The sequence below is a fragment of the Brevundimonas sp. Br13 genome, from assembly GCF_055391505.1.
On record NZ_AP044008.1, the window covers coordinates 1,215,039 to 1,241,977 of the forward strand.

Genomic DNA, 26,939 nt, shown 5'->3' on the forward strand with positions numbered 1-26,939 from the left:
CTGCGGTCAGGCCGCTCTTCCCGCGTCAGAGGGCCTTGATGCGGCGACCGGGTTCATCACAGCGATCACGGCGGATTCACAGCGGTCACGACGCCATCGGAACGCGCCGTGTTCGCCGTGACCTCGTCGTGCCCGTTGTGATGAACCCACCCTCAATCGGCGTTACGCCGCCAGACGTTTTCCCTTCCGCTGACGCGGGAAGGAAGACCGACACCCAATCGAATAGAGTCTTCAACGCCCGAGGCGCCTCTCTAGGGTTGGCGGCTGCGCGCAGGACGGCAGGACGGCGGCAGGCCCAATGTCGATTGGCCCTAGCACTCGTACTCGCACTAGCACTGGCCCCGGCGTTTTTCACTTGAGATTGGAAGCGACGATGAACCAGGCGCGGGGCGAGGCGGCGGTGATGCTGGGCGGGGTGCGGCGCAGGGTCTGTCTGACCCTGGGGGCCCTGGCCGAGATCGAGACCGGGTTGGGCGTCGAGGGTCTGGCGGCGGCGGCCGAGCGGATGAAGACCCTGTCGGCGCGGGATCTGATGGTGGTCCTGGCGGCGGTGCTGCGCGGCGGGGGCGAGGCCCGGCCGGAGGTCGAGGCGGTCGATCCGCGCGAGGCGGCGCGGGCCGTGGCGGCGGCCTTTGAGGCGTCCTCCGGTCAAGCCGGAAGATGACGGGCGCGACGCCCTGGGGCGAGATGATGCGGGCGGCGATGCGGATGGGGATTGCGCCCGAGGCCTTCTGGCGGCTGTCGCTGAAGGAATGGCGGATGCTGACCGAGGCGCCGCGCGGGACGGCGCCGATGGGCCGGGCGGGCTTGGCGAAACTGATGGAGGACTGGCCCGATGACGGATGAGTTCGGACGGGACGGGATCGACGACCTGCCGCTGAAGGCGGCCGAGGCGGGGGCGGCGCTGGAGGCGCTGAAGGGGCCGGCTGAGGAGGCGGCGAACGCCATAGAGGCGGCCTTCGGCCGGGCGGGCGAAAGCCTGACCCGGTCGTTGGCGCGGGCGGCGGCGGACGGAGAGGTGTCCCTGTCGGAACTGGCCCAGGCGGTGCTGAAGGCGGTGAATGCGGCGGCCGGGTCCGGCGGATCGGGAAGCGGTCTGAGCGCGGCGATCCAGGCGGCGGCGTCCAGTTTCGGCGGGGCCAATTTCGGCGGGGCTAGGGCCGACGGCGGGCCGGTGCTGGGGGGCGGCGCCTATCTGGTCGGAGAACGGGGGCCGGAGGTGTTTCGCCCGAGCGTCGGCGGCGACATCGGGCCGACGACGGGCGGTGCTGTGACCGTCCATGTGGCGGTGGACGGCGGGGCCGAGGCCCTGCTGCGATCCGAGGCCCAGATCGCCCAGATGCTGGCGCGGGCGGTCAGCCTGGGGGCGCGGGGGAGATAGGGTTTTGAGTAGCGAGCGGCGAGGGGCGAGTGACGAGCGGCGATGCGGATGCGGCCTGTCTCGCCACCGACCACTCGCCACTCGTCACTGTCTTGCTATTCGCCCTTGGGGTTGGGGCCGAAGCGGTTGTCGCCCTTGTCGCCCTCGACCAGGCCGATCCACAGCAGGAAGGCCAAGGGGACCAGGGCCGCCAGCACGAAGGCGCCGACGCCCGGGCCCATCATGGCGAAGAAGGCGGCGGGATTGTCCTCGTAATAGTCGGGGCCCATGCCGCCGGCGATGGCGGCGCCCATGACCATGACGAAGCCGATGGTCATGAAGACGATCGCGGCGCCCCAGGGAATGGCGGCCAGCCAGCCGGTCTTGCCCATGTCGTGCAGGCGTTTCACCGTGATGGCCAGGTTCGGCCAGATCAGGGCGAGAGAGATCAGGCCGCCGATGATCGGCAGCCAGCCGGCGACGACGCCGACGCCCAGCAGGATCAGCCAGCCGATCCAGAAATGGCTGCGGCGGATGCGGCCCTCGAAGGACAGGAACAGTTTCTGCCAGTCGAAACCGGCGACGGTGGTGTCGGTCGAACTGGCGTAGCCGCCGGCGACGCCGACGGTGGAGGGGCCGCCCGCCAGGATCAGGATCTGGGTCGCCTCGCCATCCTCGGGCACGAAATCGACGCGGACGCCGGGGGCGGGGACGGCGGGGGACTGCAGGCCGGCGGCGCTGAAGCCGTAGCGGACGCCGTCGTCGCCGCTGATCAGGCCGGCGCCGGCCGTGGTGTCATAGCTGAGGATTTCGCCGCGCAAGTCTTCGCTCCCGTCTCGAGACGGCCCCCTCGGCCGTCGTTAGCCGAGCATGGACGAGCGGCGCCGTTCGGACAAGTGAAACAGGGGACAGGTTCGAATGAGCTTTCATGAGGTGCGCCTGCCCGCGCGGCTGGCGTTCGGCTCGACCGGCGGGGTGGAGCGGCGGACGGAGATCGCGACCCTGGCGTCCGGGTTCGAGCGGCGGTCCACGCCCTGGGCGCTGGGGCGCAGGCGCTATCTGATCGGGGCGAACCTGAGATCGCTGGACGACATGGCCGCCCTGATCGCCTTCTTCGAGGCGCGGCGGGGGCGGCTGTACGGGTTCCGGTTCAAGGACTTCGCCGATTTCAAATCGTGCGCGCCCAGCGGGACGGTTTCGGCCGGGGATCAGGTTCTGGGCCTGGGCGACGGGGCGCGGACCGTGTTTCCGCTGATCAAGACCTACGGCGACGTCGAACGGCCGATCCGGAAGCCGGTCGAAGGGTCGGTCAGGGTGGCGGTCGGGGGCGTGGAGACCCAGGGCCTTTCCGTCGATTGGACGACGGGGGTCGTGACCCTGGCGTCCGCGCCGGCGGCGGGGGTGACGGTGACGGCGGGCTTTCAATTCGACACGCCGGTGCGGTTCGACACCGACCGGATCGAGACGACCCTGGAGAGTTTTGAGGCCGGGCGGATGGCGGCGGTCCCGCTGATCGAGGTGCGGGTCTGAAGAGAGTGGCGAGTGGTCAGTGGCGAGTGGCGAGGCGGTTCGGGATGCGGGAGCGCCGAGACTTACTCGCCACTCCCCACTCGCCACCGACCACTGAGCGAAGGCGAAGATGAGACACATACCGGACGATCTGGCCGCCCGCATCGAAAGCGGGGCGGCGCGGCTTTGCCATGTCTGGCTGATGCGGCGCGTCGACGGGACGCGGGCGGGCTTCACCGACCATGACCGGGATCTGACGCTGGACGGGGTGGTCTGTCGGGCGGCGAGCGGCTGGACCGTCGGGGCGGCCGAGAGCGGGGTCGGGCTGGCGGCGGGGACGGCCTCGGCCTCGGGCGTGCTGGACGACACCTCGATCCGCGAGGCCGATGTGGCGCAGGGCCGGCTGGACGGAGCGGCGGTGGAGCTGTGGCGCCTGGACTGGTCCGAGCCGGACTTGAGGGTGCGGCTGTGGGCGGGGACGATCACGCGGCTGAGGCGGCAGGACGGGGCCTTCGTCGCCGATCTGGAAGGGCCGTTGGCGAAGCTGGAGCGGGTGGTCGGGCGGACCTATGGCCGGCTGTGCGACGCGCGGCTGGGGGACGAGCGGTGCGGCGTGGCGGCGGTCGCCGGCCGGACCTGCGACAAGCGGTGGGGGACCTGCGTCAGGACGTTTGGGAATGGCGTGAATTTTCGGGGCTTTCCGGACGTGCCGGGGGATGACTTCCTGACGGCCTGGCCGGCGCAGGGCGGCCGCCATGACGGCGGGAGCCGGCGGTGAGGGGCGAGGCGATCGCCGCCGCCGCCCGGGCCTGGCTGGGGACGCCGTATCGGCATCAGGCCAGTGTGAAGGGCGTGGGGGCGGACTGTCTGGGTCTGGTGCGCGGGCTGTGGCGCGAGGTGGCGGGGGCGGAGCCGGAAGGCGTTCCGCCCTATTCGCCGGACTGGGCCGAGGCGGGCGGGCGCGAGCTGTTGCGGGAGGCGCTGGAGCGGTGGCTGATGCCGGTTTCGGTCGAGGCCATGCGGGCAGGGGATGTGCTGCTGTTTTGCATGTCGCCGGGCGTGGCGGCCAAACACTGCGCCGTGCTGAGCGCGGTCGAGGGGCCGGAGCCGAAGATGATCCACGCCTATTGGGGACGGGCGGTGGTGGAGAGCTGGATGGGGGTCTGGTGGCGGCGGCGGCTGGTCGCGGCGTTTCGATTTCCCGAGGAGGCGTAGATGGCGCAAGTCGTACTGAGCGCGGTGGGGCAGTCGGTCGGCGGGCCGGTCGGTCGGGTGATCGGGGCGACGATCGGGCGGGTGATCGACGATCGCGTGATCGGCTCCCTGTCGCCGGCGCGACAGCTGGGGCCGAGGCTGGACGGGCTGAAGATCCAGGGGACGGCCGAGGGGGCGCCGATGGCCTGCGTCTTCGGCCGGGCGCGGGTGGCGGGACAGGTGATCTGGGCGGCGCGGTTCCTGGAAGGCAAGGTTAAGGGACGGGCGGGCAAGGGCGGGCCCAGGACGGTCGACTACGCCTATTCGCTGAGTTTCGCCGTGGCCCTGTGCGAAGGCGAGATCGACGGGATCGGCCGGGTTTGGGCGGACGGGCGGCTGATGGAGCTGAACGGCGTGGCGATGCGGGTGCATCGCGGCGGGGAGGACCAGAGGCCGGACCCGCTGATCGAGGCGGTGGAGCAGGATGCGCCGGCCTATCGCGGGACGGCCTATGTGGTGTTCGAAGATTTGCCGCTGGGGCCGTTCGGGGACCGGGTTCCGCAGCTGAGCTTCGAGGTGTTCCGGCGGCCGCGCGGGGCGGGGCCGCGGCTGGAGGACCGGCTGGAGGGGGTATGTCTGATCCCCGGCGCGGGGGAGTTCGCCCTGGCGACCGAGGCGGTGGTGCGGCGCGAGGGGCTGACGCGGACGACGGCGGAGAACGTCCATAACGGCGAGGGGCGGGCCGACCTGATCGTGTCGCTGGATCAGCTTCAAGCCCAGCTGCCGAATCTGAAACGGGTCAGTCTGGTGGTCGGCTGGTTCGGCGACGATCTGAGGGCCGGTCACTGTCGGGTGCGGCCGGGGGTGGAGCGGCGCGACAAGCCGACCGAGCCGATGATCTGGTCGGTGGCGGGGGTGGCGCGGCATGAGGCCTATGAGGTCAGCCGAGCCCCCTCCGTCGGCTCTGCCGACACCTCCCCCAGCGGGGGAGGATCTGCGCCGGCCTATGGCGGGACGCCGTCGGATGAGAGCGTGCGCCAGGCGATCCGAGAGTTGAAGAGCCGGGGGCTGGAGGTGACGCTGTATCCCTTCGTCTTCATGGACTGTCCCGGCTATCCGTGGCGAGGGCGGGTGGCCGGGACGGACGGGGCGGGGGCGGCCGCCGAGATCGCGGCCCTGTTCGGCGGGCCGGAGGATTGGGGCCTGCGGCGGATGGCGCTGCACTACGCCCGGATCGCGGCCGAGGAGGGGGCGGTCGGCCTCTTGATCGGCTCGGAGATGCGGGGCGTGACCTGGACACGGGATGCGGCGGGCGGTTTCCCGGCGGTCGATCAGTTGCGGACCCTGGCGGCCGAGTGCCGGGCGGTGGTCGGGCCGGGGATCAAACTGTCCTACGCCGCCGATTGGAGCGAATATTTCGGACGGCAGGCGGGCGGGGAGGTGCGGTTTCACCTGGACCCCCTGTGGGCCGATCCGAACATCGACCATGTGTCGATCGACTGGTACCCGCCCCTGACCGACTGGCGTGACGGGCGCGGGGGCGTGGATGCGGCCCGGTTCGCCGGGGCGGCGGACCCGGCCTGTCTGGCGGCCGGCGTCGCGGGCGGCGAGGGGTTCGACTGGTATTACGCCGGCGCGGCCGACCGGGCGGCCCAGGTGCGGACGCCGATCGTCGACGGGGCGCACGGAGAGGACTGGCTGTTCCGGCCCAAGGATCTGAAGGGCTGGTGGTCGAACCTGCACTACGAGCGGCCGGGCGGGGTGCGGGCGACTACGCCGACGGCCTGGCGGCCGGGGATGAAGCCGGTGCGGCTGACCGAGTTCGGCTGTGCGGCGGTGGACCGGGGCGGCAATGCGCCCAACCTGTTTCAGGACCCCAAGAGCGGCGAGAGCGCCCTGCCGCCCTTTTCCACCGGGGCGCGCGACGATGCGGTGCAGCGGGCGGCGCTGGAGGCGGTGCTGGGCCATTTCGCCCGGCCGGAGAACAATCCGGTTTCGGCCGTCTATGGCCGGCCGATGCTGGAGGGGGCGGACGCCTGGTGCTGGGACGCGCGGCCCTATCCGGCCTTTCCGGCGCGGGCGGAGGTCTGGGCCGACGCCGGAGCGTGGCGGGCCGGACACTGGCTGAACGGGCGGCTGGCGGGCGACGGCGCCGATCTGGTCGCCGCCGTTCTGGCGCGCGGCGGCCTGGCGACGGATGAATGGTTCATCGAGGGGGTGGAGGGGGCGGCCGGCGGCTATGTGATCGACCGACCGATGCGGACGCGCGACGCCCTGGAGCCGCTGCTGGCCGTCTTCGACGCCGTGGCGGCCGAGCGGGACGGGCGGGTCGCCGTCCTGGGGCGGACGGCGAGCAGGACGGTGTTGAGCCGCGACGGCCTGGCCCTGCCCAAGGCGGGCGGGGCCGAGACGGCGACGCGACGGCTGGAGGCCCGGCCCGGCGCGGCGCGGGTGCGTTTCATCGATGAGACTGCGGACTATCAGACGGGGGCGGTGACTGCGCGGGCCGAGGGTGGGCCGGCCGAGGCCGGGCGGGCCGCGACCGGCGGCGGCGTCGATCTGGACCTGCCCCTGGTCTGCGGCGACGGCCTGGCGCGGGCTGTGGCGGAGCGGGCGCTGGAGGCGGAGCGGGCCGAGACGGTCGTCCTGACCCTGGGGCCGCTGGAGGCCCTGGCGGCCGAGCCCGGGGACGTGGTGCGGCTGGAGGGACGCGACGGCGACTGGCGGGTGGCGCGCGTCGCGGCCGAGGAGACGCCGGCGACCACTCTGGAGCCGGTCGGCGCGCGAAGACTCTATGAGGATCAGGGGGGAGGAAGGGGCGGCGAGGGTCCGGCGACGACAGGGGCGCCCTTTCTGGCCCTGCTGGATCTGCCGCCGCTGATAGGGAGCGAGGACGATGCGCGGCCGGTCGTGGCGGCGGCGGTGGAGCCGTGGCGGCCGATGCGGCTGCACGCCGGGCCGTCGGCCGGCGCCTTGACCGCGCGCGCCGATCTGGACGCGCCGACGCCCGTGGGAGTGCTGGTCGAGCCCTTGCGGCCGGGGGCGCCCGGGCGCTGGGACACGGTCAACACCCTGGTGGTGCGGGTCGAGGGGGCGGCGCCGCAGAGCGCGGCGGAGACGGCGGTGCTGGGCGGCGCCAACACACTGGCGATCCAGACGGCGGGGGGATGGGAGGTGGCGCAATACCGATCCGCGACCCTGATCGCCCCGGACGTCTGGCGGCTGACCGGCCTTTTGCGCGGCCAGCAGGGGACGGAGGCGGAGATGCAGGCGGGGGCCGCAACCGGGGCGGCGGCGGTGTTCCTGGAGCCGCGCCCGGCGCGGGCGGAGATCGGGCGCGCCGAACGGGGCCTGCCCCTGGTCTGTCGCGCCGGACCGGCGGGGGCGGCGCCGGGCGGGGCGGGGTTCCGCCAGGCAGGCTTCACCCTGCGGGGGCTTTACGACCGGCCGTGGTCGCCGGCGGGGTTGACGGTGCGGGTCTCGGCCGAGGGACGGCGGATCAGTTGGACGCCGCGCGTGCGGCTGTACGGCGACGGCTGGGACGGCGAGCCGACGCCGGTCGATCCGATGCGTTTTCGTCTCCGGGTGACGAACGGGGGCGCGGTGGTGCGGACGATGGAGGTCGATGGGGCGACGGCCCTTTACGCCGCAGCGGACGCGGCGGCGGACTTTCCGGACGGGGCGCCGCCGACGGCGCGGATCGCCGTGGCCCAGTGGGGGGAGGGGTTCGGCTGGGGCGCCGAGGCGGAAATCGGCTTAGAGCCTGATGGTTTCGGACGGAACCGCGCGGCGGTTCCGACAGAAGCGTGAATCAGGCTCTCGCTCTAATCTGGAGCCTGATTCACCGTTTCAGCGGAACCGCGAAGCGGTTCCTCCTCAACGGATCAGGCTCTGGCCTGAGCAAATATCCGGGTCCGGCCCTTTGCGGGGGCGGGGGCATGGCTTAACTGACGGCCTCTCAGGTGTTTTCAGTTGGAGCGGCAACGGACGTGGCAGGCGACCCCTATAAGGAACTGGGCGTTTCAAAGGGCGCGAGCGCGGACGAGATCAAGAAGGCGTTCCGCAAACTGGCCAAGGAACTGCACCCCGACAAGAACCCCGGCGACGCCAAGACCGAGGAACGGTTCAAACGGGTGACGGCGGCCTTCGACCTGTTGGGCGATCCGGAAAAGCGGGCCAAGTATGACGCGGGCCAGTTGGACGCCGACGGCAATGAACAGTATCGCGGCTTTGGCGGCGGCGGACGGCCGGGCGGCAATCCCTTCGGCCAAGGCGGCTTTTCCGGCGGCGGCGGACCGGGCGGTCGGGCCGACTTCGAAGGCATCGACCTGGACGATCTGTTCGGCATGTTCGGGGGCGCGGGCCGCCAGCGGGGTCCGCGCGACTTCACCGCGCGCGGCCAGGACGTGCGCGCCAGCCTGAACATCAGCCTGGAGGACGCCATTTCGGGAGCGACCCGGCGAATCCAGTTCTCCGACGGTCGAACCCTGGACGTGACCATTCCCAAGGGCGCGTCGGACGGACAGACCATCCGCCTGCGCGGCCAGGGGGCGCCGGGGCGGGGCGCCGAGAACGGCGACGCCCTGATCGAGCTGAAGATCGAGCCGCACCCGATCTATAAGCGCGACGGGGCGGACCTGACGATGGACCTGCCGGTCTCGGTGCCCGATGCGGTTCTGGGGGCCAAGGTGCGGGCGCCGACGCCGGAAGGGGAGGTGCAGGTGACGATCGCGCCGGGCTCCAACTCGGGCAAGCTGTTGCGGCTGAAGGGACGGGGCGCCTTCGCCCTGGGACGGCGCGGCGATCTGTTGGCTCGTATCGTCGTGACCCTGCCCGAGACGCCGGATGCGGCCCTGATCAAGTTCGCCGAAGACTGGCGGGCCAAGCGGCCCTATACGCCGGGGCGTTGAGCGGCGTTTGGGCCGGGTGACGCGCGGTCGCGCAAGGGGAAGAGACCATGATCGCAAAGCCTGATGTCAAACCGGCGCGGCCGTGGTTCTCGGCCGGACCGACGGCGAAACGGCCGGGCTACAGCCTGGGCGGCCTGCCGCAGGATCTGTTGGGCCGGGGCATCCGCGCGCCCGAGGTGGTGGAGCGGTTCGCCCATGGGCTGAGGCTGACGCGGGCGGTGCTGGAAGTCCCCGAAAGCCATGTGCTGCTCTATACGCCGGGATCGGACACCGGGGCGGTCGAGGCGGCCCTGTGGGGCATGCTGGGGCAGCGGCCGGTGCAGGTGGTCGCCTTCGAGAATTTCGGCCTGACCTGGCTGGCGGACGTGCGCGATCATCTGGGGTTGGAGCCCGAGGCCCTGACGGCGCCCTGGGGCGAGCTGCCGGACCTGAGCCGGGCCGACTGGTCCAAGGACGTGGTCTTCCCCTGGAACGGCACGACCTCGGGCGTGCGCGTGCCGGACGCCGACTGGATCGCGGACGATCGCGAGGGGCTGGCGATCTGCGACGCCACCTCGGCCGCCTTCGCCATGCCCTTGCCGTTCGACAAGCTGGATGTGGTGACCTTCAGCTTCCAGAAGGCGCTGGGCGGCGAGGCGGGGATCGGGGTGATGGTTTTGTCGCCGCGGGCGGTGGCGCGGCTGGATTCCTATCGGCCCGAACGACCCGTCCCGAAACTGCTGCGCCTGACCGACGGCAAGGGGTTCGATCGCGCCCTGGCCGACGGGGTGGCGATCAACACCTTCTCTATTTTGACCATCGAGGACTGGATCGACGCCCTGGAATGGGCGCAAGGGATCGGGGGCTTGAGCGAACTGGTCCGGCGCACCGGCGCCAACTTCGCCGCCCTGGCTGACTGGGTGGAGCGGACCGACTGGATCGCCTTCCTGCCCGAGAGGCCCGAAATCCGCTCGACCACCTCAGTCTGTCTGAAGTTCCTCGATCCGTGCGTGACCGGCCTGGACGAGGCGGGGCAGAAGGCCTTCGTCAAACGGTTCAAGGCCCTGCTGGAAGGCGAGGCCGCCGTGTTCGATATGGAGCCCCACAGGAACGCGCCGCCGGGCCTGAGGCTGTGGTGCGGCTGCACCGTCGAGACGGCCGATGTGGTGGCGGCGACGCCGTGGCTGGAATGGGCGTTCGCGACGGCGTTGGGGGAACTGTCGTAAAATACGACGGATCGGGACGACACCGGACGATTCCCCCGCTATAGGCTGCGCCCGCATTCAGACCGTCGCAATGCTGCGGCGCCTGCTGGTTTTGATGCGTTCTCCGACGAGGACGCGAGGCGGAGTACGGACTTTGGCGAACGTGGCGGTGGTCGGCGCCCAGTGGGGCGACGAGGGCAAGGGCAAGATCGTGGACTGGCTGTCCAACCGCGCCGACATGGTGGTGCGGTTCCAGGGCGGGCACAATGCGGGTCATACGCTGGTCGTGGACGGCAAGGTCTATAAGCTGGCCCTGCTGCCCTCGGGCGTCGTCCAGGGCAAGCCGTCGATCATCGGCAACGGGGTGGTGGTCGATCCCTGGCACCTGGTCGGCGAGATCGAGAAGATCGCCGCGCAGGGCGTGAACATCAGCCCCGACATCCTGACCATCGCCGACAACGCCTGTCTGATCCTGCCCATCCATCCGGCCTTGGACGTGGCGCGCGAGGCGGCGGCCAGCGCGCCCGGCGCCAAGATCGGCACGACCGGACGCGGCATCGGCCCGGCCTATGAGGACAAGGTCGGCCGCCGCGCCATTCGGGTGTGCGACCTGGCCAATGCGGACGACCTGAAGGTCAAGATCGACCGGCTGCGCTCGCACCACGATCCCCTTCGCGCCGGTCTGGGCCTGGAGCCGATCGATCCGGAGGCGCTGTTGGCCCAACTGCTGGAGATCGCGCCCAAGATCCTGCCCTATGTGAAGCCGGCTTGGTGGGTGCTGGACCAGGCGCAGAAGGCGGGCAAGCGGGTGCTGTTCGAAGGGGCCCAAGGCGCCTTTCTGGACGTGGATCACGGCACCTATCCCTATGTGACCAGCTCCAACACGGTGGCGGGGCAGGCGGCGGCGGGGTCGGGCATCGGGCCTCGGGGCGTCGGCTATGTGCTGGGCATCGTCAAGGCCTATACGACCCGCGTGGGCGAAGGGCCCTTCGCCTGCGAACTGGACGACGCGGTCGGCCAGCATTTGGCGACGGTCGGACGCGAGGTCGGGGTCAACACCGGGCGGGCGCGGCGCTGCGGCTGGTTCGACGCGGTGCTGGTGCGCCAGTCGGTGGCGATCAACGGCATCGACGGCATCGCCCTGACCAAGCTGGACGTGCTGGACGGATTGAAGACGCTGAAAATCTGCGTCGGCTATCGGGTCAACGGCGAGGTGCTGGATTATCTGCCCAGCAGTCTGAAGGACCAGGCGGCGGCGGAGCCGGTGTTCGAGGAGCTGGAAGGCTGGAGCGAGAGCACCGGCGGGGTCCGCAGCTTCAAGGACATCAACGCCAACGCCATCAAATATGTGCGGCGGATCGAGGAGCTGATCGGGGCGCCGGTGGCCCTGCTGTCGACCAGCCCCGAGCGGGACGACACCATATTGATGCGTGATCCCTTCCAAGGCTGAGCAATTCAGCGAGTCTTAACGGCGGTCAGATAGGGTCGAGGAGTCAAACGGAGCCGACCCCTTGTTCACTGCGGACGCAAAGACCCTGAGCCGCATCGAGCCCACGGTGCGGCGCGTCGCCATCATCGAACCCAACGCCGCCTCTGCGCGTCTGATGTCGGACCTGATCAAGGGGTTGGGCGCGCGCGAAATCTATGTGGAGAGCGACGAGGAGCGGGCGGTGGAGCTGCTGCGCGACGTCGAGCCCGGCGTGGTCTTCACCGAATACGCCGGCCCGACCCTGAGCGGGGAGCGGCTGGCGCGGCGGGTGCGGCGCTCCTCCATGGTCTGTCGCATGGCGCCGATCATCATGGTCACGAACGAGGCGACGGCGGCGGCCATCAAGGGGGCGCGCGACGCGGGCGTTCACGAGTTTCTGAGAAAACCCTATACGACCGGCGATCTGTTCAAACGGGTGGAGAACGTCGCCCTGAAGCCCCGCCCCTGGATCGAGGCGGTCGGCTATGTCGGGCCGGATCGTCGGCGCTTCAACTCGGGCGAATACGCCGGAGCGCCCAAGCGCCGCACCGATGCGTCGGCCAAGGGCGGGCTGGACATAAAGGATCAGGCGATGCGGATCCTCGTTGCGGCCATGGCCCAGTTCGACCAGGACCCGGCCCAGGCCACCCGCGCCATCCGCCAGCAGGCGCAGACGCTGAAGGCGGTGGCGATCAAGAGCGGCGACGCCCGGTTGGCGATCGCGGCGGGCGGGCTGGAGGCATTCATGGACGGCGGCGGCGTGACCAAGGCCGGTCTGGCCCAGCCGGTCGGGGCCATACTGGCCCTGACCCAGACGCCGGCGTCGAACGCGCCGGTCGCCCGGGCGTCCTGATACCCGAGGAAATCAGGCGTCGACCAGATTGCGCTCTTCGGCGGCGGCGCGCATGGCCTTCTGCAGCTTTTCGAAGGCGCGGACCTCGATCTGACGCACCCGCTCGCGCGAGACGCCGTAATGGCCGGCGAGTTCCTCCAGGGTGACGGGGTCGTCCTTGAGGCGGCGCTCTGTGAGGATGTGTTTTTCCCGATCCGTCAGCTCCTCCATGGCCTCCTGAAGCAGGCTCATGCGGATGCCCTTTTCCTCGTCGTCGGCCAGCTGGGTCTCCTGGGAGACGGCGGTGTCGTCGGCCAGCCAGTCTTGCCATTCGCTCTCGCCGTCGGCGCGCAGCGGGGCGTTCAGCGAGGCGTCGCCGCCGAGGCGACGGTTCATGTCGGTGACTTCCTGTTCCGACACGCCCAGCTTGGTGGCGATGGCCGACAGGTGTTCGGGGCGCAGATCGCCTTCCTCGAAGGCCGAGATCTGGCTCTTGGCCTTGCGCAGGTTGAAGAACAGCTTCTTCTGCGCCGCTGTGGTCCCCATCTTCACCAGGGACCAGCTGCGCAGGATGTATTCCTGGATCGAGGCCCTGATCCACCACATGGCGTAGGTCGCCAGCCGGAAGCCCTTGTCCGGATCGAACTTCTTGACGGCCTGCATCAGGCCGACGTTGCCCTCGGAGATCACCTCGCCGATCGGCAGGCCGTAGCCGCGATAGCCCATGGCGATCTTGGCGACCAGGCGCAGGTGGGAGGTGACGAGACGGTGGGCGGCCTCGGGGTCCTGATGCTCGGACCAGCGCTTGGCGAGCATGAACTCCTCGTCCTTGGTCAGCATCGGAAACTTGCGGATTTCCGTTAGATAACGCGACAGGCCCTGTTCAGGCGACATCACCGCGAGCGTGCTATTGGCAGCCATATGGTCCCTCCGACCGTCTAGAACGAGCGGGCGCTTCGCCGTCGGCCACGGCATGTGCGCCGACGCCTCACCCCTCAACCGGTAAAGTAGCGATGGGTTGCCGCCATTTTTAGGGGCGGATCGTCACACGAAAGCGTGACCGTGACCCCGGCGCCACCCACGCCGACCGGCTCAATATAGAACTTAGTCAGTTGCTATTCAAGACGCGCCTCCGGCGGCAGGGGGTCGGCGAGGGCCAGGTCGTGCCCGGCCGGTCTCTCGCGGCGATCGGGGGCCGGCCCTACAGCGCCGACAGCAGGCGTTCCAGCGCCGCCATGTCGGCGGGCGGATCGGTTTCGAAACGCAGGGGCGCGCCGGTGATCGGATGGACGAAGCCCAGGACGGCGGCATGCAGGGCCTGGCGCGTCAGTCCGACCTCGGCGAGGGCGGCGCGGACCGGGGGGGCGGGGCTGCCGGAGCCATAGACCGGATCGCCCAGGATGGGCGCGCCCTTGGACGACAGATGAACCCGGATCTGGTGTGTGCGGCCGGTTTGCAGGGTGCAGGCGACACGCGCCGCCAGGGGCGCGCCGCCGGCGCGGGCCGGTTCGCCGAAGGTCCGCTGGACCCGATAGTCGGTGATCGCCTCGCGCCCGCCCGTCTTCAGCACGGCCATCTTCTTGCGGTCGGCGGTCGAGCGGCCGATGCGCGTCTCGATCCGGCCCTGGAGCGGGGTCGGCGCGCCGCGGGTCAGGGCGATATAGGTGCGTTCGATGTCGTGGGTCGCGAACAGGGCCGACAGGCCCTGGTGGGCGCGGTCGCTCTTGGCCGCGACCATGACGCCCGAGGTGTCCTTGTCCAGCCGGTGGACGATGCCCGGTCGGGCGACGCCCCCGATGCCGGACAGGCTGTCGCCGCAACGGGCCAGCAGCGCATTGACCAGGGTGCCGTCGGGCGTGCCCGGCGCCGGATGGGCGGCCATTCCGGCGGGTTTGTCGATGACGATCAGGTCCGCATCCTCATAGAGGACCGCAAGCGGCAGGGCCTGGGGCTGGGGCGCGGCGGGGGCGACGGGCGGCAGATCGACCCGGTAGAGGCCCGGCTGGGCCTTGGCCGAGCCGCCGGTCAGGACGACCCCGTCACGGCGCACCGCCCCCTCGGCCAGCAGGGCCTGGAGACGCGCCCGCGACAGGTCGGGAAAGGCCTGGGCCAGGGCCTTGTCCAGGCGGACGCCGGATACGTCGATCCGGGCCTCCAGGGTCTCGGCGGCCGGGGCCGGGTCTTCGTCGTCGATCAGTTCGGGGTCGGACACCCTCTATCCGTAAAGCATCGGAAGATCGGCTTCCAGCGAGGGCGCTTGCGTCGGGCCTGATCTGACGTGAATAGTGGCGCTTGGGGGCGTGGGGAACCGTGATGAAGACCTTGATGATCGCGAGCGGCGTCGCCGCCGCCGCCGTTCTGCTGGGCAGTTGCTCGACCATGAGCCAGGAAGAGTGTCTGGCCGGCGCCTGGGGCGACAAGGGTTACGCCGATGGGGCGGCGGGCTATCCGATGAGCCGGCTGGACGACCATGCCCAGGCCTGCGCCAAATATCAGGTCGCGCCCGATCCGGCGACCTACAGCCGAGCACGCGAAGACGGGCTGCGCGGCTATTGCACCTTCCAGCGCGGCTGGATCGAGGGGCGGGCGGGCAACACCTATTACGGCGTCTGTCGGCCCGAGGAGGAGGCGGCCTTCCTCCCGGCCTATAACGACGGGCGGCGACTGCATGAGGCGGCAGCGGCGGTGGAGGCGGCCGAGAGCGCGCTGAGAAGCGCCGAGGCGCGGATCGACGACCGCGAGGACAAGCTGGACGCCAAACAGCGCGAACTGCGTCAGGACGGCTTGACCGACGAGGAGAAGGAGCGGATCCGCAACCGAATCGAAGAGGTGCGGGGCGAAATCCGCGACGCTCGCCGCAACGCCCGCGACGCCAGGGACGAGCTGGACCGGGCGCGCTGGCAAGAGGACCGGGTGCGGTTCGAACTGAGCGGCCGCTACCCGGTCTGATCAGGGAGGGGCGGTCGTCAGGCCGCCTTGACCGCCGCATTGCGGAAGGACGGGTCAAGCTCGCCCGAGGCGTAGCGTTTGGCCATGTGGGCGGTGGACAAGGGGCGGATGCGCGAGGCCTGGCCCTCGCAGCCGAACTGCTGATAGCGCTCCTTGCAGAGCTTCTTCATCGCCTCCTTGGCGGGCTTCAGATAGGCGCGCGGGTCGAACTCGCCCGGCTTTTCGGCCAGGACCTTGCGGATGGCGCCGGTGATGGCCATCCGGTTGTCGGTGTCGATGTTCACCTTGCGCACCCCGTGGCGGATGCCGCGCTGAATCTCTTCGATCGGCACGCCCCAGGTCTGGGGCATTTCGCCGCCGTACTGGTTGATGATGTCCTGAAGCTCCTGCGGCACGGAGGACGAGCCGTGCATGACCAGGTGGGTGTTGGGCAGGCGGCGGTGGATCTCTTCGATGACGTTCATCGCCAGGATGTCGCCGTCCGGCTTCTTGGTGAACTTATAGGCGCCGTGGCTGGTGCCCATAGCGATGGCCAGGGCATCGACCTTGGTGGCGGCGACGAATTCGACGGCCTGATCCGGGTCGGTCAGGAGCTGGGAATGGTCCAGCTTGCCCTCGAAGCCATGGCCGTCCTCGGCCTCGCCCATGCCGGTCTCCAGCGAGCCCAGCACGCCCAGTTCGCCCTCGACCGAGACGCCGCAGGCGTGGGCCATTTCGGTGACGCGGCGCGTGACCTCGACATTGTATTCATAGGAGGCGGGGGTCTTGGCGTCCTCTTCCAGCGAGCCGTCCATCATCACCGAGGTGAAGCCGTACTGGATGGCGGTGGCGCAGGTCGCCGGGCCGTTGCCGTGGTCCTGGTGCATGCAGACCGGGATGTCGGGATAGAGTTCCGCCAGGGCGTCGATCAGCTTGGCAAGGACGATGTCGTTGGCGTAGTTCCGGGCGCCGCGCGAGGCCTGAATGATCACGGGCGCATTGACCTCATGGGCCGCCTCCATGATCGCGAGGCCCTGCTCCATGTTGTTGATATTGTAGGCGGGGAGGCCGTAACCGTTCTCCGCCGCGTGGTCGAGCAGCTGTCGCAGCGTGATGCGCGCCATGATGAAGTCTCCTGAGCCGAAAGTCTTTTTTGATTGGGCGCGAGACTAGCGGGCGGCGCGCTCAAAGTCACGCCGTGTTACAGTTGTTTCCGCTGCGTCAGGGTTCAGGCGCGCAGGGCCTCGACCCCCGGCAGGGGCTTGCCCTCCATCCATTCCAGGAAGGCGCCGCCGGCGGTGGAGACGAAGGTCATGTCGTCCGACACCCCCGCGTGATTCAGGGCCGAGACCGTGTCGCCGCCGCCGCCGACGGCGGTCAGGACGCTGGCCTTGGCCAGGGCCGCCGCATGACGGGCGACCGTCACGGTGGCGGCGTCGAAGGGCGGCACCTCGAACACGCCCAGAGGGCCGTTCCAGATCAGGGTCTTGGAGGCCGTCAGGGCCTCCAGCAGACGCGCGACCGTGGCCGGGCCGGCGTCCAGGATCTTGTCGTCGGCCGACAGGGCGGCGCCGGCGGCGACCGGGCGAGCGGCGGCGCCCGGCTTGACCTCGGTCGCCACCACGAAATCGACCGGCAGCAGCAGTTTGCAGCCCCGCGCCTCGGCCTCGGCCATGATTTCGCGGGCCGTGTCGGCCATGTCGCGCTCGGCCAGGGAGCCGCCGATGTCGATGCCCTGGGCGTACAGGAAGGTGTTGGCCATGCCGCCGCCGATGGCCAGGCGGTCCAGCTTGCCGACCAGGTTTTTCAAGAGGTCCAGCTTGGTCGAGACCTTGGCGCCGCCGACGATGCCGATGACGGGCTTTTGCGGATTGCCGAGCGCCGCGTCCAGGGCGTCCAGTTCGCGGCGCATGGATTCGCCGGCGTAGGCGGGCAGGTGGTGGGCGATCCCTTCGGTCGAGGCGTGGGCGCGGTGCGCCGCCGAGAAGGCGTCGTTGACATAGAGATCGCCCAGATCCGCCAGCTTCCGGGCGAAGACCGGATCATTGGCCTCTTCCGCCGCATGGAAGCGGACGTTCTCCAACAGGACCACGCCGCCGGCGTCCAGGTCGCGGATGGCGTCCACGGCGTCCGGGCCGATGCAGTCGTCGGCGAAGCGGACGGGGGCGCCGAGCAGGGTCTCCAGATCATCTACGACCGGCTTCAGGCTCATCGACGGGACGCGCTGGCCCTTGGGACGGTCGAAGTGAGCCAGAAGCGCGACCTTGGCGCCGGCGTCGCGCAGACGCTGGATCGTCGGCAGGGCGACCCGCAGACGGGTGTCGTCCGTGACCTTGCCGCCCTCCATAGGGACGTTGAAGTCCACGCGGACCAGGGCCGTCTTGCCGGCGAGATCCTTGGCGTCGTCGAGGGTGCGGAAGGTCATGGCTTCGATCTCTCATGATCCTTCTCCCACGGGGAGAAGGTGGCTCGCGGAGCGAGACGGATGAGGGACAGCCGGTGGGCCAATTCGCACACCTTGCCCCTCACCCTTTCGCGCCAGAACGGCGGCTGCGCCGCCGTGCGCTCAAGCCCTCTCCCGCTGGGAGAGGGAGGCGGGGGTTTAAAGGAACTTCGCCATCACCAGGGCGGTGTCGCTCATGCGGGTCGCGAAGCCCCATTCGTTGTCGTACCAGCTCAGCACGCGGGCCAGCTTGCCGTCGACCACCTGGGTCTGGGGCAGGGCGGCGGTGGAGGAGGCGGCGATGTGGTTCAGGTCGCTGGAGACCAGCGGGTCGGTCGTCGTGAAAAGGACGCCCTTCATCGGGCCGTCGGCGGCGGCCTGAAGCGCGGCGTTGATCTCTTCCACCGTCACCTCGCGACCGGCGACGACCTTCAGGTCGACGACCGAGACGTTCGGGGTCGGGACACGGATCGACGAGCCGTCCAGCTTGCCCTTCAGTTCCGGCAGGACGAGGCCCAGGGCCTTGGCGGCGCCGGTCGAGGTCGGGATCATCGACAGGGCGGCGGCGCGGGCGCGGTACAGATCCTTGTGCATCGTATCCAGCGTCGGCTGGTCGCCGGTGTAGGAGTGGATGGTGGTCATATAGCCGCGCTCGATGCCGAACAGGTCGTTCAGCACCTTGGCGACCGGAGCCAGGGCGTTGGTGGTGCACGAGCCGTTGGACACCACGATGTCGTCGGCGGTCAGGGTCTCGTGGTTGACCTTGAAGACGATGGTCTTGTCGGCGCCGTCCGCCGGGGCCGAGACCAGGACGCGCTTGGCGCCGGCCTTCAGGTGGGCGCTGGCCTTGTCCTTCGACGTGAAGATGCCGGTGCACTCCAGCGCGATGTCCACCTTCAGCTCGGCGTGCGGCAGGTTGGCCGGATCACGTTCGGCCGTGACCTTGATCTTGCCCGTGCCCACGTCGATCCAGTCCTCGCCCGAGGTCACCGTGCCGGGGAAGCGGCCGTGGACCGAATCATAGCGGAACAGGTGGGCGTTGGTCTCGACCGGGCCCAGATCGTTGATCGCCACCACCTCGATGTCCGTGCGGCCGTGCTCGATGATCGAGCGAAGGACGAGACGGCCGATGCGGCCGAAACCATTGATGGCGACGCGAACGGTCATGGGGGGCTCCTCTGAACGATTATGTTGTTGGGGGTCTCAATGGAACTGTCGCGGCCCGGTTTCAACCCCGCGCGGGGCCTGCGGCCCTAACAAGCGGTTAGGAACCGTTACGGTCGGCGGAGAGACTTGCGGACGCAAGGTAAGAAACACCCCCATGGCGGTCGCGGCCGGGCTTTTGCGCAAAATTTTTGCGACAGGGGTTGTGCGGCTCCGGCCCATATGGTTTCTTGGCGTCAGAACAGGGAGCCGCCCGTGGCTGTGATGACGCGCGAGATGATGAAGGGACGCACCGCGAAGGCGGTGGCGGCCGTTCGCGCGCCGATCGGCCTGGAAGGCCCCGTAACCCTTATTATCCTCGTACTCCTCGGCCTGCTTACGCAAGCGGCGTGGATGCCTGCGACCTGACCTAGACACACTCAGGATCGCCTCGCACCACCCCGCTCCCGAAAGGAAGCGGGGTTTTTCGTGCTTGGCGGTTCGAAACGAACCGGACCGATGACGCAAGATTCTACCTCAGAGCCCAGAAAGCCCAACGCGCGCAGCGCGGCGGTGACGGCCGGTCCGAACCGGGCCGCCGCCCGCTCCTATCTGCGCGCCGCCGGGATGCAGGACGCCGACTTCGACAAGCCGATGATCGGCATCGTCAACACCTGGTCGACGGTCACCCCGTGCAACATGCACCTGGACCGGCTGGCCAAGGACGTGCGGGCCGGGATCATCGCGGCCGGCGGCTATCCGGTCGATTTCAACACCATCGTCGTGACCGACGGCATTTCGATGGGCACGGCGGGCATGAAGGCCTCGCTGATCAGCCGCGAGGTCGTCGCCGACTCGATTGAACTGGCGATCGAGGGGCACCAGCTGGACGGCGTGGTCTGCATCGTCGGCTGCGACAAGACCATTCCGGCGGCGGCCATGGCCCTGGCGCGGATGGATATCCCCGGCCTGGTCTATTACGGCGGCACCATCATGCCGGGCGTGATCGGCTCGAAGGAGGTCTCGGTCCAGGAGGTGTTCGAGGCCATCGGCGCCCATTCGGCCGGCGCCCTGGACGACGAAGGGCTGAAGGCGGTCGAACAGGCCGTCTGCCCCGGCGCCGGCGCCTGCGGCGGCCAGTTCACGGCCAACACCATGGCCATGGCCCTGTCGGTCATGGGCATCAGCCCCATGGGCGCCAATGACGTGCCGGCGGTCGATCCCGGCAAGGCGGCCGAGGGCGAGCGTTGCGGCCGTCTGATCGTCGAACGGGTCTTCGCCGGCGACACGGCCCGCAAATACATCACCCGCGCCAGCCTGAAGAACGCCGCCGTCGCCGTCTCGGCCTCGGGCGGATCGACCAACGCCGTCATGCACCTGACGGCCATCGCGGCCGAGGCCGGGATCGAGTTCGGGGTCGAGGACTGTCACCAAGCCTGTGTCGAGGCGCCGGTGATCTGCGATCTGAAGCCTGGCGGCCGTTTCCTGGCCTCGCACCTGTTCGCCGCCGGCGGCACCCGTCTGGTTACGCAACGTATGGCTGAGGCCGGCAAGATCGTGAACACGCCCACCGTCAGCGGCCGCAGCCTGTTCGCCGAGGCGGCCGAGGCCGAGGAGACGCCGGGCCAGGTCGTCGTGACGACCTTCGACGCCCCCGTGATGGACCGCGGCAGCTTCGCCGTCATCTATGGCGACGTCGCCCCTGAGGGCGCGGTCATCAAGCTGACGGGCCACAAGGTGGACAAGTTCGAAGGCCCCGCCTGCGTCTTCGACAGCGAGGAGGACGCCTTCCACGCGGTTCAGGACGGCTCGGTCGGCGAGGGCGAAGTCATCATCATCCGTTACGAAGGCCCCAAGGGCGGCCCGGGCATGCGCGAAATGCTGCAGGTCACCGCCGCCCTGAAGGGGCGCAAGATCGACAATGTCGCCCTGCTGACCGACGGCCGCTTCTCGGGCGCCAGCTACGGTTTCGTCGCCGGCCATATCTCGCCGGAAGCCGCCGTCGGCGGCCCGATCGCCCTCATTCGCGATGGTGACCGCATCACCATCGACGTCACCAACCGCCGGATCGACGTGAACGTTGACCTGGCGACGCGCCGGGCGGGCTTCACGCCCCACGTGGTCCGCCCGGCGCGAGGCGTCTTCGCCAAATACCGCGCCTCGGTGGCCTCGGCCGCCCAGGGCGCCGTCACCATCCCCAACCCGCCGCCGGCGCAAATCCCGGCCTCTCACAAATCCGCTGCTGCTCAGGACGCCTGAATTCTCATGGCCATCACCATCTACACCAACGAAGACATCAAGCCGGGCGCGATCGCCGGGCAGCGCATCGCCATCATCGGCTATGGCTCGCAGGGTCGGGCGCACGCCCAGAACCTGAAGGACAGCGGCCATGACGTGGTCGCCGGCGTCCGTCACGGCGGCACGGGCTGGAAACACGCCACCGCCGACGGCGTCCCGACCGCCGAGCCGGCCGAAGCGGTCAAGGGCGCCGACATCATCGCCATCCTGACCCCCGACATGGTTCAGGATCAGGTCTATCGCGACATCATCGAGCCGAACGCCAAACAGGGCTCCGCCCTGCTGTTCGCCCACGGCTTCTCGATCATCTACGGCCGCATCACCCCGCGCGAAGACATGGACGTCATCCTGGTCGCGCCCAAGGGGCCGGGCGATCTGGTCCGTCGCGAGTTCCAGCGCGGGCGCGGCGTGCCCAGCCTGTTCGCGGTCGAGAAGGACGCGACCGGCAAGGCCCGCGACCGGGCCATGGGCTACGCCAAGGGCAACGGCGGCGCGACCGGCGGCCTGCTGGAAACCACCTTCCGCGAAGAGACCGAAACCGACCTGTTCGGCGAACAGGCCGTCCTGTGCGGCGGCGCCAAGGAACTGGTGATGCAGGGCTTCAACACCCTGGTCGAGGCCGGCTACCAGCCCGAGATCGCCTATTTCGAATGCCTGCACGAGCTGAAGCTGATCGTGGACCTGTTCTACGAAGGCGGCATCTCCAAGATGCACCACTTCATCTCGGAAACCGCCAAATACGGCGCCGTCGCCAGCGGCCCGCGCGTCGTCAACGAAGAGACCAAGGCCCGGATGAAGACCATTCTGGACGAGATCCAGGACGGAACCTTCGCGCGCAACTGGATCGCCGAGAACGAGGCCGGCAAGCCCCAGTACGAGGCCTGGCTGAAGGCGGACCGCGAGAGCCAGATCGAACAGGTCGGCGCCCGTCTGCGCGAGCGGATGGCCTGGCTGAACACGCCCAAATCTGAAGCGGCCTGAGCCCGAGCGAAAGACCGGATGACCCTGATGACCGCCGCCGCCTTCAAATCCTCAGCCGAGGCCGCCCCCCAATCGGGGGCGCGCCTGCTGGTCTCCACCCTGGAGCGGCTGGGCGTGGAGGTGGTGTTCGGTTATCCGGGCGGCGCCATCATGCCGGTCTATGACGCCCTGGCCGGGTCTAAGCTGAAACATATTCTGGTCCGGCACGAACAGGCCGCCGCCTTCGCCGCCGACGCCTATGCGCGCAAGAGCGGCAGGGTCGGGGTCTGTCTGGCCACCTCGGGACCGGGGGCGACCAATCTGATCACCGGCATCGCCAATGCGATGATGGACTCGGCGCCGATCGTCTGCATCACCGGCAATGTGGCCCAGGGGCTGATGGGGACCGACGCCTTCCAGGAGATCGACATCCTGGGCGTCACCCTGCCGATCGTGAAACACTCGATCCTGGTCCGCGACGCGGCCGATGTTCCAGCCGCCGTCGAGGAGGCCTTCCACATCGCCGCCTCGGGCCGTCCCGGTCCGGTCCTGGTCGATCTGCCCAAGGACGTGCAGTTCGCCACGACCACCGACGACTACGGCTTCCACATCCCCAACGAGACGCCGCGCATCGATCACGACGCCGTCGCCGCCGCCGAGGCCGCGATCCGCGCCGCCAAGAGGCCGCTGGTCTATGTCGGCGGCGGGGTGAAGATCGGCCGCGCGACCGAGGCTTTGCGCGCCTTCGTCGCCGCGACCGGCATCCCCCAGGTCTCGACCCTGAACGCCCTGGGCACCGTCCCGACCGACGCGCCGCGCATGCTGGGCATGCTGGGCATGCACGGCGCCCGCGCCGCCAATCATGCGGTTCAGGACAGCGACCTGCTGATCGTCGTCGGCGCCCGGTTCGACGACCGCGCCACCGGCAAGCTGGCCGAGTTCGCGCCCAACGCCCGCATCGTTCATTTCGACATCGACGCCTCCGAAGTCGGCAAGCTGCGGGCGGCCAATGTGGCCGTGGTCGGCGAGCTGAAGGACGGGATCGAGGCCCTGACGGCGCGCATGGCCGGCGGACCGGCCCTGGACATCCAGCCCTGGGTCGATGCGTGCGTCGACGCCGCCCGTACCGGCGCCTATCGCTATGACGCGCCGGGCGAGGGGGTCTACGCCCCGGCCCTGCTGAAAGAAGTGTCCGAAGCGGCCGGCGACGCCTTCGTCGCCGCCTGCGACGTGGGCCAGCACCAGATGTGGGCGGCCATGCACTGCCGCTTCTCCAAGCCCGAGGCCCACATCACCTCGGGCGGTCTGGGCGCCATGGGCTTCGGCCTGCCCGCCGGCATCGGCGCCAAGCTGGCCGATCCGTCCGCGACGGTCGTCACCATCGCCGGCGACGGCGGCTTCATGATGAACATCCAGGAGCTGGCGACGCTGAAGCGTTACGGCATCCCGTTGAAGATCGTGCTGATCGACAACTCCTCGCTGGGCCTGGTGCGCCAGTGGCAGGAGCTGTTCTTCGCCGAGAACTATTCCGAGATCGACCTGTCCGACAATCCGGACTTCGTGAAGGTGGCCGAGGCCTTCGGCATCGAGGCCTTCCGTATCGATCGCCGCGATCAGGTGTCCGAAGGCATCCAGCGCTTGCTGGCCGCCGACGGCCCCTGCCTGGCCCATGTGGTCATCGATCCCCGAGACAATGTCTGGCCGCTGGTTCCGCCGGGCAAGAGCAATGCTGAAATGATGGAGGGCTCCTGAGATGAGCAACACGATCCACGTCCAGATCGACCGTGCGGACGGTTCGCTTCAGCGTCTCATCGGTCTTGTGGAGCGCCGGGGCTTCCACATCGACGGCATCAACATGGCCGATGAAGGCGCCTTCCGCCGCATCGCCCTGACCATCCGCGGCCGCGACGCCGGCCGCTGCATCGACAACCTGGGTCGCCAGATCGACCGCCTGTTCGGCGTCCGCCGGATCGGCAACGACATTATTCAATCCGAGGCTGCGTAATGACCGCCGAACAAGTACGAGTATCCGGCGTATCCCGAACTGCGGAGATCGCCGCCGACCCCAACCGGGTCATCGTCTTCGACACGACGATGCGGGACGGGGAGCAGGCGCCCGGCTTCTCCATGACCGCCCAAGCCAAGGTGAAGATGGCCCAGGTCCTGAAGGACCTGGGCGTCGACGTTATCGAGGCCGGCTTCGCCGCCGCCTCTCCGGGCGACGAGGACTGCATCCGCCGCGTGACCGGCGAGGTCGAGGGGCCGATCTTCTGCTCCCTGTCGCGCGCCAACGAAAAGGACATCAACGCCAGCTTCCGCGCCCTGCGGCCGGCGCCCAAGTCGCATCGTCGCTGCCACACCTTCATCGGCACCAGCCCGATCCATCGCTCGGCCAAGCTGAAGATGTCGACCAACGAGGTTCTGGCCACGGCCGTCCGGGCGGTCGAATACGCCGCCAGCCTGTTCGACGACGTCGAGTTCTCGGCCGAGGACGCCTTCCGCACGGAGCCCGAGTTCCTGGCCGATGTGCTGGAGGCCGCCGCCGACGCGGGCGCCCGGACCCTGAACGTGCCCGACACCGTCGGCTATGCGACCCCGGAAGAGGTGCGCGAGACCTTCCGCGCCCTGGCGGCGCGGATCCACAAGCGCCACCCCCATGTGATCTTCTCGGCCCACTGCCACGATGACCTGGGCATGGCGGTCGCCAACTCCCTGGCTGCGGTCCAGGGCGGGGCGCGTCAGGTCGAGGGGGCGATCAACGGCATCGGCGAACGGGCCGGCAACGCCTCGATCGAAGAGGTCATCATGGCCCTGAAGGTGCGCGAAGACCGCTATGGCGTCGCCATCGGCGCCGACAGCCGCCATCTGGTCCGCGCCTCCAAGATCCTGTGCGAAATCACCGAGACGGTCATCGCCCGCAACAAGTCGGTGGTCGGCATCAACGCCTTCGCCCACGAGGCCGGCATCCACCAGCACGGCATGCTGGCCGACAGCCGCACCTATGAGATCATGCGGCCCCAGGACGTGGGCTTCGAAGGCAGCTGGTTCGTTCTGGGCAAGCACTCGGGCCGCCACGCCATCGCCAAGCGGGCCGAGACCATCGGCCGGCCCATCGAGGGCGACCGTCTGGCGGCCGTCGTCGCCGGCTTCAAACAGCGCGCCGACCAGATCGGCGAGATCAGCGACGCCGAACTGATCGCCATCATTGATCGCGTCGACGGCGTTGAGGAGACGGTGGCCCAGTATGCCTGATCCAAAGACCCTGTTCGACAAGGTCTGGGACGCTCATGTGGTGCGGCCGGAAACGGCCGATACGCCGGGCGTCCTGTATATCGACCTGCATCTGGTGCATGAGGTCACCAGTCCCCAGGCCTTCAGCGAGATCGAGGCCCGCGGCCTGAAGGTGCGCCGGCCCGACCGGACCTACGCCACCCTGGACCATTCGACCCCGACCCTGCCGGCGGGGCTGAACGGGCTGAAACCCTATGTCACCCCCCAGGCCGAGGCCCAGGTCCATACGCTGGAGCGAAACTGCGCCGCCCACGGGGTTCCCCTGGCCGGCTGGGGATCTGAAGACCGGGGCGTGGTCCATGTCATGGGGCCGGAGCTGGGCCTGACCCAGCCGGGCATGACGGTCGTCTGCGGCGACAGCCATACCGCCACCCATGGGGCGTTCGGAGCCCTGGCCTTCGGCATCGGCACCTCCGAGGTCGGCCATGTGCTGGCGACCCAATGCCTGTTGCAGCGCAAGCCCAAGGCGATGCGGGTGACGGTGACCGGACGGCTGGAGCCCGGCGTCTCGGGCAAGGACGTCGCCCTGGCCGTGATCGCCGCCATCGGCTTCGGCGGCGGCACCGGCTACGTCATCGAATATGCGGGCGAGGCGGTGCGGTCGCTGGACATGGAAGGGCGGATGACCCTGTGCAACATGTCCATCGAGGCCGGCGCCCGCGCGGGGATGATCGCCCCGGACCAGACCACGATCGACTGGCTGCGGGGCCGCAAACATGTCCCCGCCGACTATGAGGCGGCGACCGCCGAATGGCTGAAGCTGGCCACGGACCCGGGCGCGACCTTCGACAAGGAAGTCGTGATCGACGGCGCCGCCATCCGGCCGATGGCGACCTGGGGCACGACGCCGGACGCCGGCGCGCCGATCGGTACGCCCGTGCCCCAACCCCAGTCGGATTCCGACCGCAAGGCCATCGCCTATATGGGCTTCACCGCCGGCGAGGCGACGACCAGCCAGCCGGTGGACGTGGTCTTCATCGGCTCCTGCACCAACGGCCGCCTGCCCGATCTGCGCGTCGCCGCCGAGGTTCTGCGCGGCCGCAAGGTCAAGCCCGGCCTGCGAATGCTGGTGGTTCCCGGTTCGGAGGCCGTTCGCCGGGCCGCCGAGGCGGAAGGCCTGCACGAGGTCTTCATCGCCGCCGGGGCCGAATGGCGCATTCCCGGCTGCTCCATGTGCATCGCCATGAACGGGGATTTCGTCGCGCCGGGTCAGCTGGCCGTCTCGACCTCCAACCGCAATTTCGAGGGCCGCCAGGGCAAGGACGCCCGCACCATACTGGCCAGTCCGGCGACGGCTGCGGCGACGGCGGTGGCCGGTGTGCTGACCGATCCGCGCGTCTTCCTGAACGAGGTCGTGGATGCGTAGCGACACCCCCTTCCGCTCATCCCGGCGAAAGCCGGGACCCAGTGCTTTCGCGA

At 69.5% G+C, this 26,939-nt stretch carries 25 protein-coding genes; 19 read left to right on the forward strand and 6 right to left on the reverse strand.

Features of this window, described 5'->3' with window-relative positions; translation table 11 throughout:
* Positions 1–373 precede the first annotated feature (373 nt).
* From ACZ5M6_RS06035 to ACZ5M6_RS06045, 3 genes are read left to right on the forward strand one after another with little or no spacing between them, the layout of a single operon-like run.
* Positions 374–664 (forward strand): GTA-gp10 family protein, encoded by a 291-nt coding sequence (locus ACZ5M6_RS06035; RefSeq protein ID WP_054764900.1) that lies wholly within the window; start codon positions 374–376, stop codon positions 662–664.
* A complete protein-coding gene (locus ACZ5M6_RS06040; protein WP_054764901.1) occupies positions 661–846 on the forward strand; it encodes a phage tail assembly chaperone in 186 nt (61 codons plus the stop codon). Before ACZ5M6_RS06035 ends, ACZ5M6_RS06040 begins: the two co-directional genes overlap by 4 nt.
* On the forward strand, positions 836–1,381 hold the full coding sequence (locus ACZ5M6_RS06045) for a phage tail tape measure protein (RefSeq protein WP_152949633.1): 546 nt from the start codon (positions 836–838) through the stop codon (positions 1,379–1,381). Before ACZ5M6_RS06040 ends, ACZ5M6_RS06045 begins: the two co-directional genes overlap by 11 nt.
* 95 nt (positions 1,382–1,476) lie before the next feature.
* Here the strand turns inward: ACZ5M6_RS06045 and ACZ5M6_RS06050 are convergent, their stop codons facing one another.
* Positions 1,477–2,181 carry a DUF805 domain-containing protein gene (locus ACZ5M6_RS06050; RefSeq protein ID WP_348685241.1) on the reverse strand — a complete coding sequence of 235 codons (705 nt, stop codon included), beginning with the start codon at positions 2,179–2,181 and terminating at the stop codon, positions 1,477–1,479.
* 97 nt (positions 2,182–2,278) lie between these two features.
* On the opposite strand from ACZ5M6_RS06050, the gene ACZ5M6_RS06055 reads away from it, so the two are divergent.
* The 8 genes from ACZ5M6_RS06055 to ACZ5M6_RS06090 all read left to right on the forward strand — a co-directional run bounded on the left by ACZ5M6_RS06055 (position 2,279) and on the right by ACZ5M6_RS06090 (position 12,478).
* The gene (locus ACZ5M6_RS06055) at positions 2,279–2,890 is read left to right on the forward strand and encodes a phage distal tail protein, Rcc01695 family (protein ID WP_395942327.1); all 612 of its coding nucleotides are present in this window, start codon (positions 2,279–2,281) and stop codon (positions 2,888–2,890) included.
* 109 nt (positions 2,891–2,999) lie between these two features.
* A complete protein-coding gene (locus tag ACZ5M6_RS06060) occupies positions 3,000–3,647 on the forward strand; it encodes a baseplate hub domain-containing protein (RefSeq protein WP_464159907.1) in 648 nt (215 codons plus the stop codon).
* Entirely contained in the window at positions 3,644–4,084 is a 441-nt protein-coding gene (locus ACZ5M6_RS06065; protein ID WP_082382619.1) for an NlpC/P60 family protein, read from the forward strand. Before ACZ5M6_RS06060 ends, ACZ5M6_RS06065 begins: the two co-directional genes overlap by 4 nt.
* Entirely contained in the window at positions 4,085–7,873 is a 3,789-nt protein-coding gene (locus ACZ5M6_RS06070; protein ID WP_464159908.1) for a baseplate multidomain protein megatron, read from the forward strand. It abuts the gene before it with no gap.
* 179 nt (positions 7,874–8,052) lie between these two features.
* Positions 8,053–8,973 (forward strand): DnaJ C-terminal domain-containing protein, encoded by a 921-nt coding sequence (locus ACZ5M6_RS06075; protein ID WP_464159909.1) that lies wholly within the window; start codon positions 8,053–8,055, stop codon positions 8,971–8,973.
* Positions 8,974–9,020: 47 nt separating this feature from the next.
* Positions 9,021–10,178 carry a phosphoserine transaminase gene (locus tag ACZ5M6_RS06080; protein ID WP_464159910.1) on the forward strand — a complete coding sequence of 386 codons (1,158 nt, stop codon included), beginning with the start codon at positions 9,021–9,023 and terminating at the stop codon, positions 10,176–10,178.
* A 133-nt stretch (positions 10,179–10,311) separates the two neighbouring features.
* Positions 10,312–11,607, forward strand: coding sequence for an adenylosuccinate synthase (locus tag ACZ5M6_RS06085; RefSeq protein WP_464159911.1), 1,296 nt, complete (start codon positions 10,312–10,314; stop codon positions 11,605–11,607).
* A gap of 61 nt (positions 11,608–11,668) precedes the next feature.
* Positions 11,669–12,478 (forward strand): response regulator, encoded by an 810-nt coding sequence (locus ACZ5M6_RS06090; protein ID WP_191555237.1) that lies wholly within the window; start codon positions 11,669–11,671, stop codon positions 12,476–12,478.
* A gap of 12 nt (positions 12,479–12,490) precedes the next feature.
* Here ACZ5M6_RS06090 and rpoH read toward each other — a convergent pair whose 3' ends face one another.
* A complete protein-coding gene (gene rpoH / locus ACZ5M6_RS06095) occupies positions 12,491–13,378 on the reverse strand; it encodes an RNA polymerase sigma factor RpoH (RefSeq protein ID WP_082382620.1) in 888 nt (295 codons plus the stop codon).
* A gap of 280 nt (positions 13,379–13,658) precedes the next feature.
* Positions 13,659–14,669, reverse strand: coding sequence for an RluA family pseudouridine synthase (locus ACZ5M6_RS06100; protein WP_464159912.1), 1,011 nt, complete (start codon positions 14,667–14,669; stop codon positions 13,659–13,661).
* A gap of 101 nt (positions 14,670–14,770) precedes the next feature.
* Here ACZ5M6_RS06100 and ACZ5M6_RS06105 point away from each other — a divergent pair, with 101 nt between their 5' ends.
* On the forward strand, positions 14,771–15,406 hold the full coding sequence (locus tag ACZ5M6_RS06105) for a DUF2799 domain-containing protein (protein ID WP_183216840.1): 636 nt from the start codon (positions 14,771–14,773) through the stop codon (positions 15,404–15,406).
* 17 nt (positions 15,407–15,423) lie between these two features.
* Here ACZ5M6_RS06105 and fba read toward each other — a convergent pair whose 3' ends face one another.
* From fba to gap, 3 genes are all read right to left on the reverse strand, one after another.
* Complete coding sequence (gene fba, locus ACZ5M6_RS06110) at positions 15,424–16,509, reverse strand: class II fructose-bisphosphate aldolase (RefSeq protein WP_054764913.1); 1,086 nt, start codon at positions 16,507–16,509, stop codon at positions 15,424–15,426.
* A gap of 104 nt (positions 16,510–16,613) precedes the next feature.
* On the reverse strand, positions 16,614–17,810 hold the full coding sequence (locus ACZ5M6_RS06115; protein WP_333896825.1) for a phosphoglycerate kinase: 1,197 nt from the start codon (positions 17,808–17,810) through the stop codon (positions 16,614–16,616).
* 177 nt (positions 17,811–17,987) lie between these two features.
* Positions 17,988–18,995 (reverse strand): type I glyceraldehyde-3-phosphate dehydrogenase, encoded by a 1,008-nt coding sequence (gap, locus tag ACZ5M6_RS06120; protein WP_054764915.1) that lies wholly within the window; start codon positions 18,993–18,995, stop codon positions 17,988–17,990.
* Between the two features lie 252 nt (positions 18,996–19,247).
* Here gap and ACZ5M6_RS06125 point away from each other — a divergent pair, with 252 nt between their 5' ends.
* The 7 genes from ACZ5M6_RS06125 (at position 19,248) to leuC (ending at position 26,886) form a co-directional block, all read left to right on the forward strand.
* Complete coding sequence (locus ACZ5M6_RS06125; protein WP_464159913.1) at positions 19,248–19,400, forward strand: hypothetical protein; 153 nt, start codon at positions 19,248–19,250, stop codon at positions 19,398–19,400.
* A gap of 90 nt (positions 19,401–19,490) precedes the next feature.
* Complete coding sequence (ilvD, locus tag ACZ5M6_RS06130; RefSeq protein ID WP_464159914.1) at positions 19,491–21,230, forward strand: dihydroxy-acid dehydratase; 1,740 nt, start codon at positions 19,491–19,493, stop codon at positions 21,228–21,230.
* A gap of 6 nt (positions 21,231–21,236) precedes the next feature.
* Complete coding sequence (gene ilvC, locus ACZ5M6_RS06135; protein WP_182714315.1) at positions 21,237–22,250, forward strand: ketol-acid reductoisomerase; 1,014 nt, start codon at positions 21,237–21,239, stop codon at positions 22,248–22,250.
* Positions 22,251–22,268: 18 nt separating this feature from the next.
* Complete coding sequence (gene ilvG / locus ACZ5M6_RS06140; protein WP_464159915.1) at positions 22,269–23,981, forward strand: acetolactate synthase 2 catalytic subunit; 1,713 nt, start codon at positions 22,269–22,271, stop codon at positions 23,979–23,981.
* Between the two features lies 1 nt (position 23,982).
* Entirely contained in the window at positions 23,983–24,234 is a 252-nt protein-coding gene (locus tag ACZ5M6_RS06145; protein WP_287395499.1) for an ACT domain-containing protein, read from the forward strand.
* The gene (locus ACZ5M6_RS06150) at positions 24,234–25,481 is read left to right on the forward strand and encodes a 2-isopropylmalate synthase (RefSeq protein ID WP_464159916.1); all 1,248 of its coding nucleotides are present in this window, start codon (positions 24,234–24,236) and stop codon (positions 25,479–25,481) included. Before ACZ5M6_RS06145 ends, ACZ5M6_RS06150 begins: the two co-directional genes overlap by 1 nt.
* On the forward strand, positions 25,474–26,886 hold the full coding sequence (gene leuC, locus ACZ5M6_RS06155; protein ID WP_464159917.1) for a 3-isopropylmalate dehydratase large subunit: 1,413 nt from the start codon (positions 25,474–25,476) through the stop codon (positions 26,884–26,886). Before ACZ5M6_RS06150 ends, leuC begins: the two co-directional genes overlap by 8 nt.
* Positions 26,887–26,939: the final 53 nt, after the last annotated feature.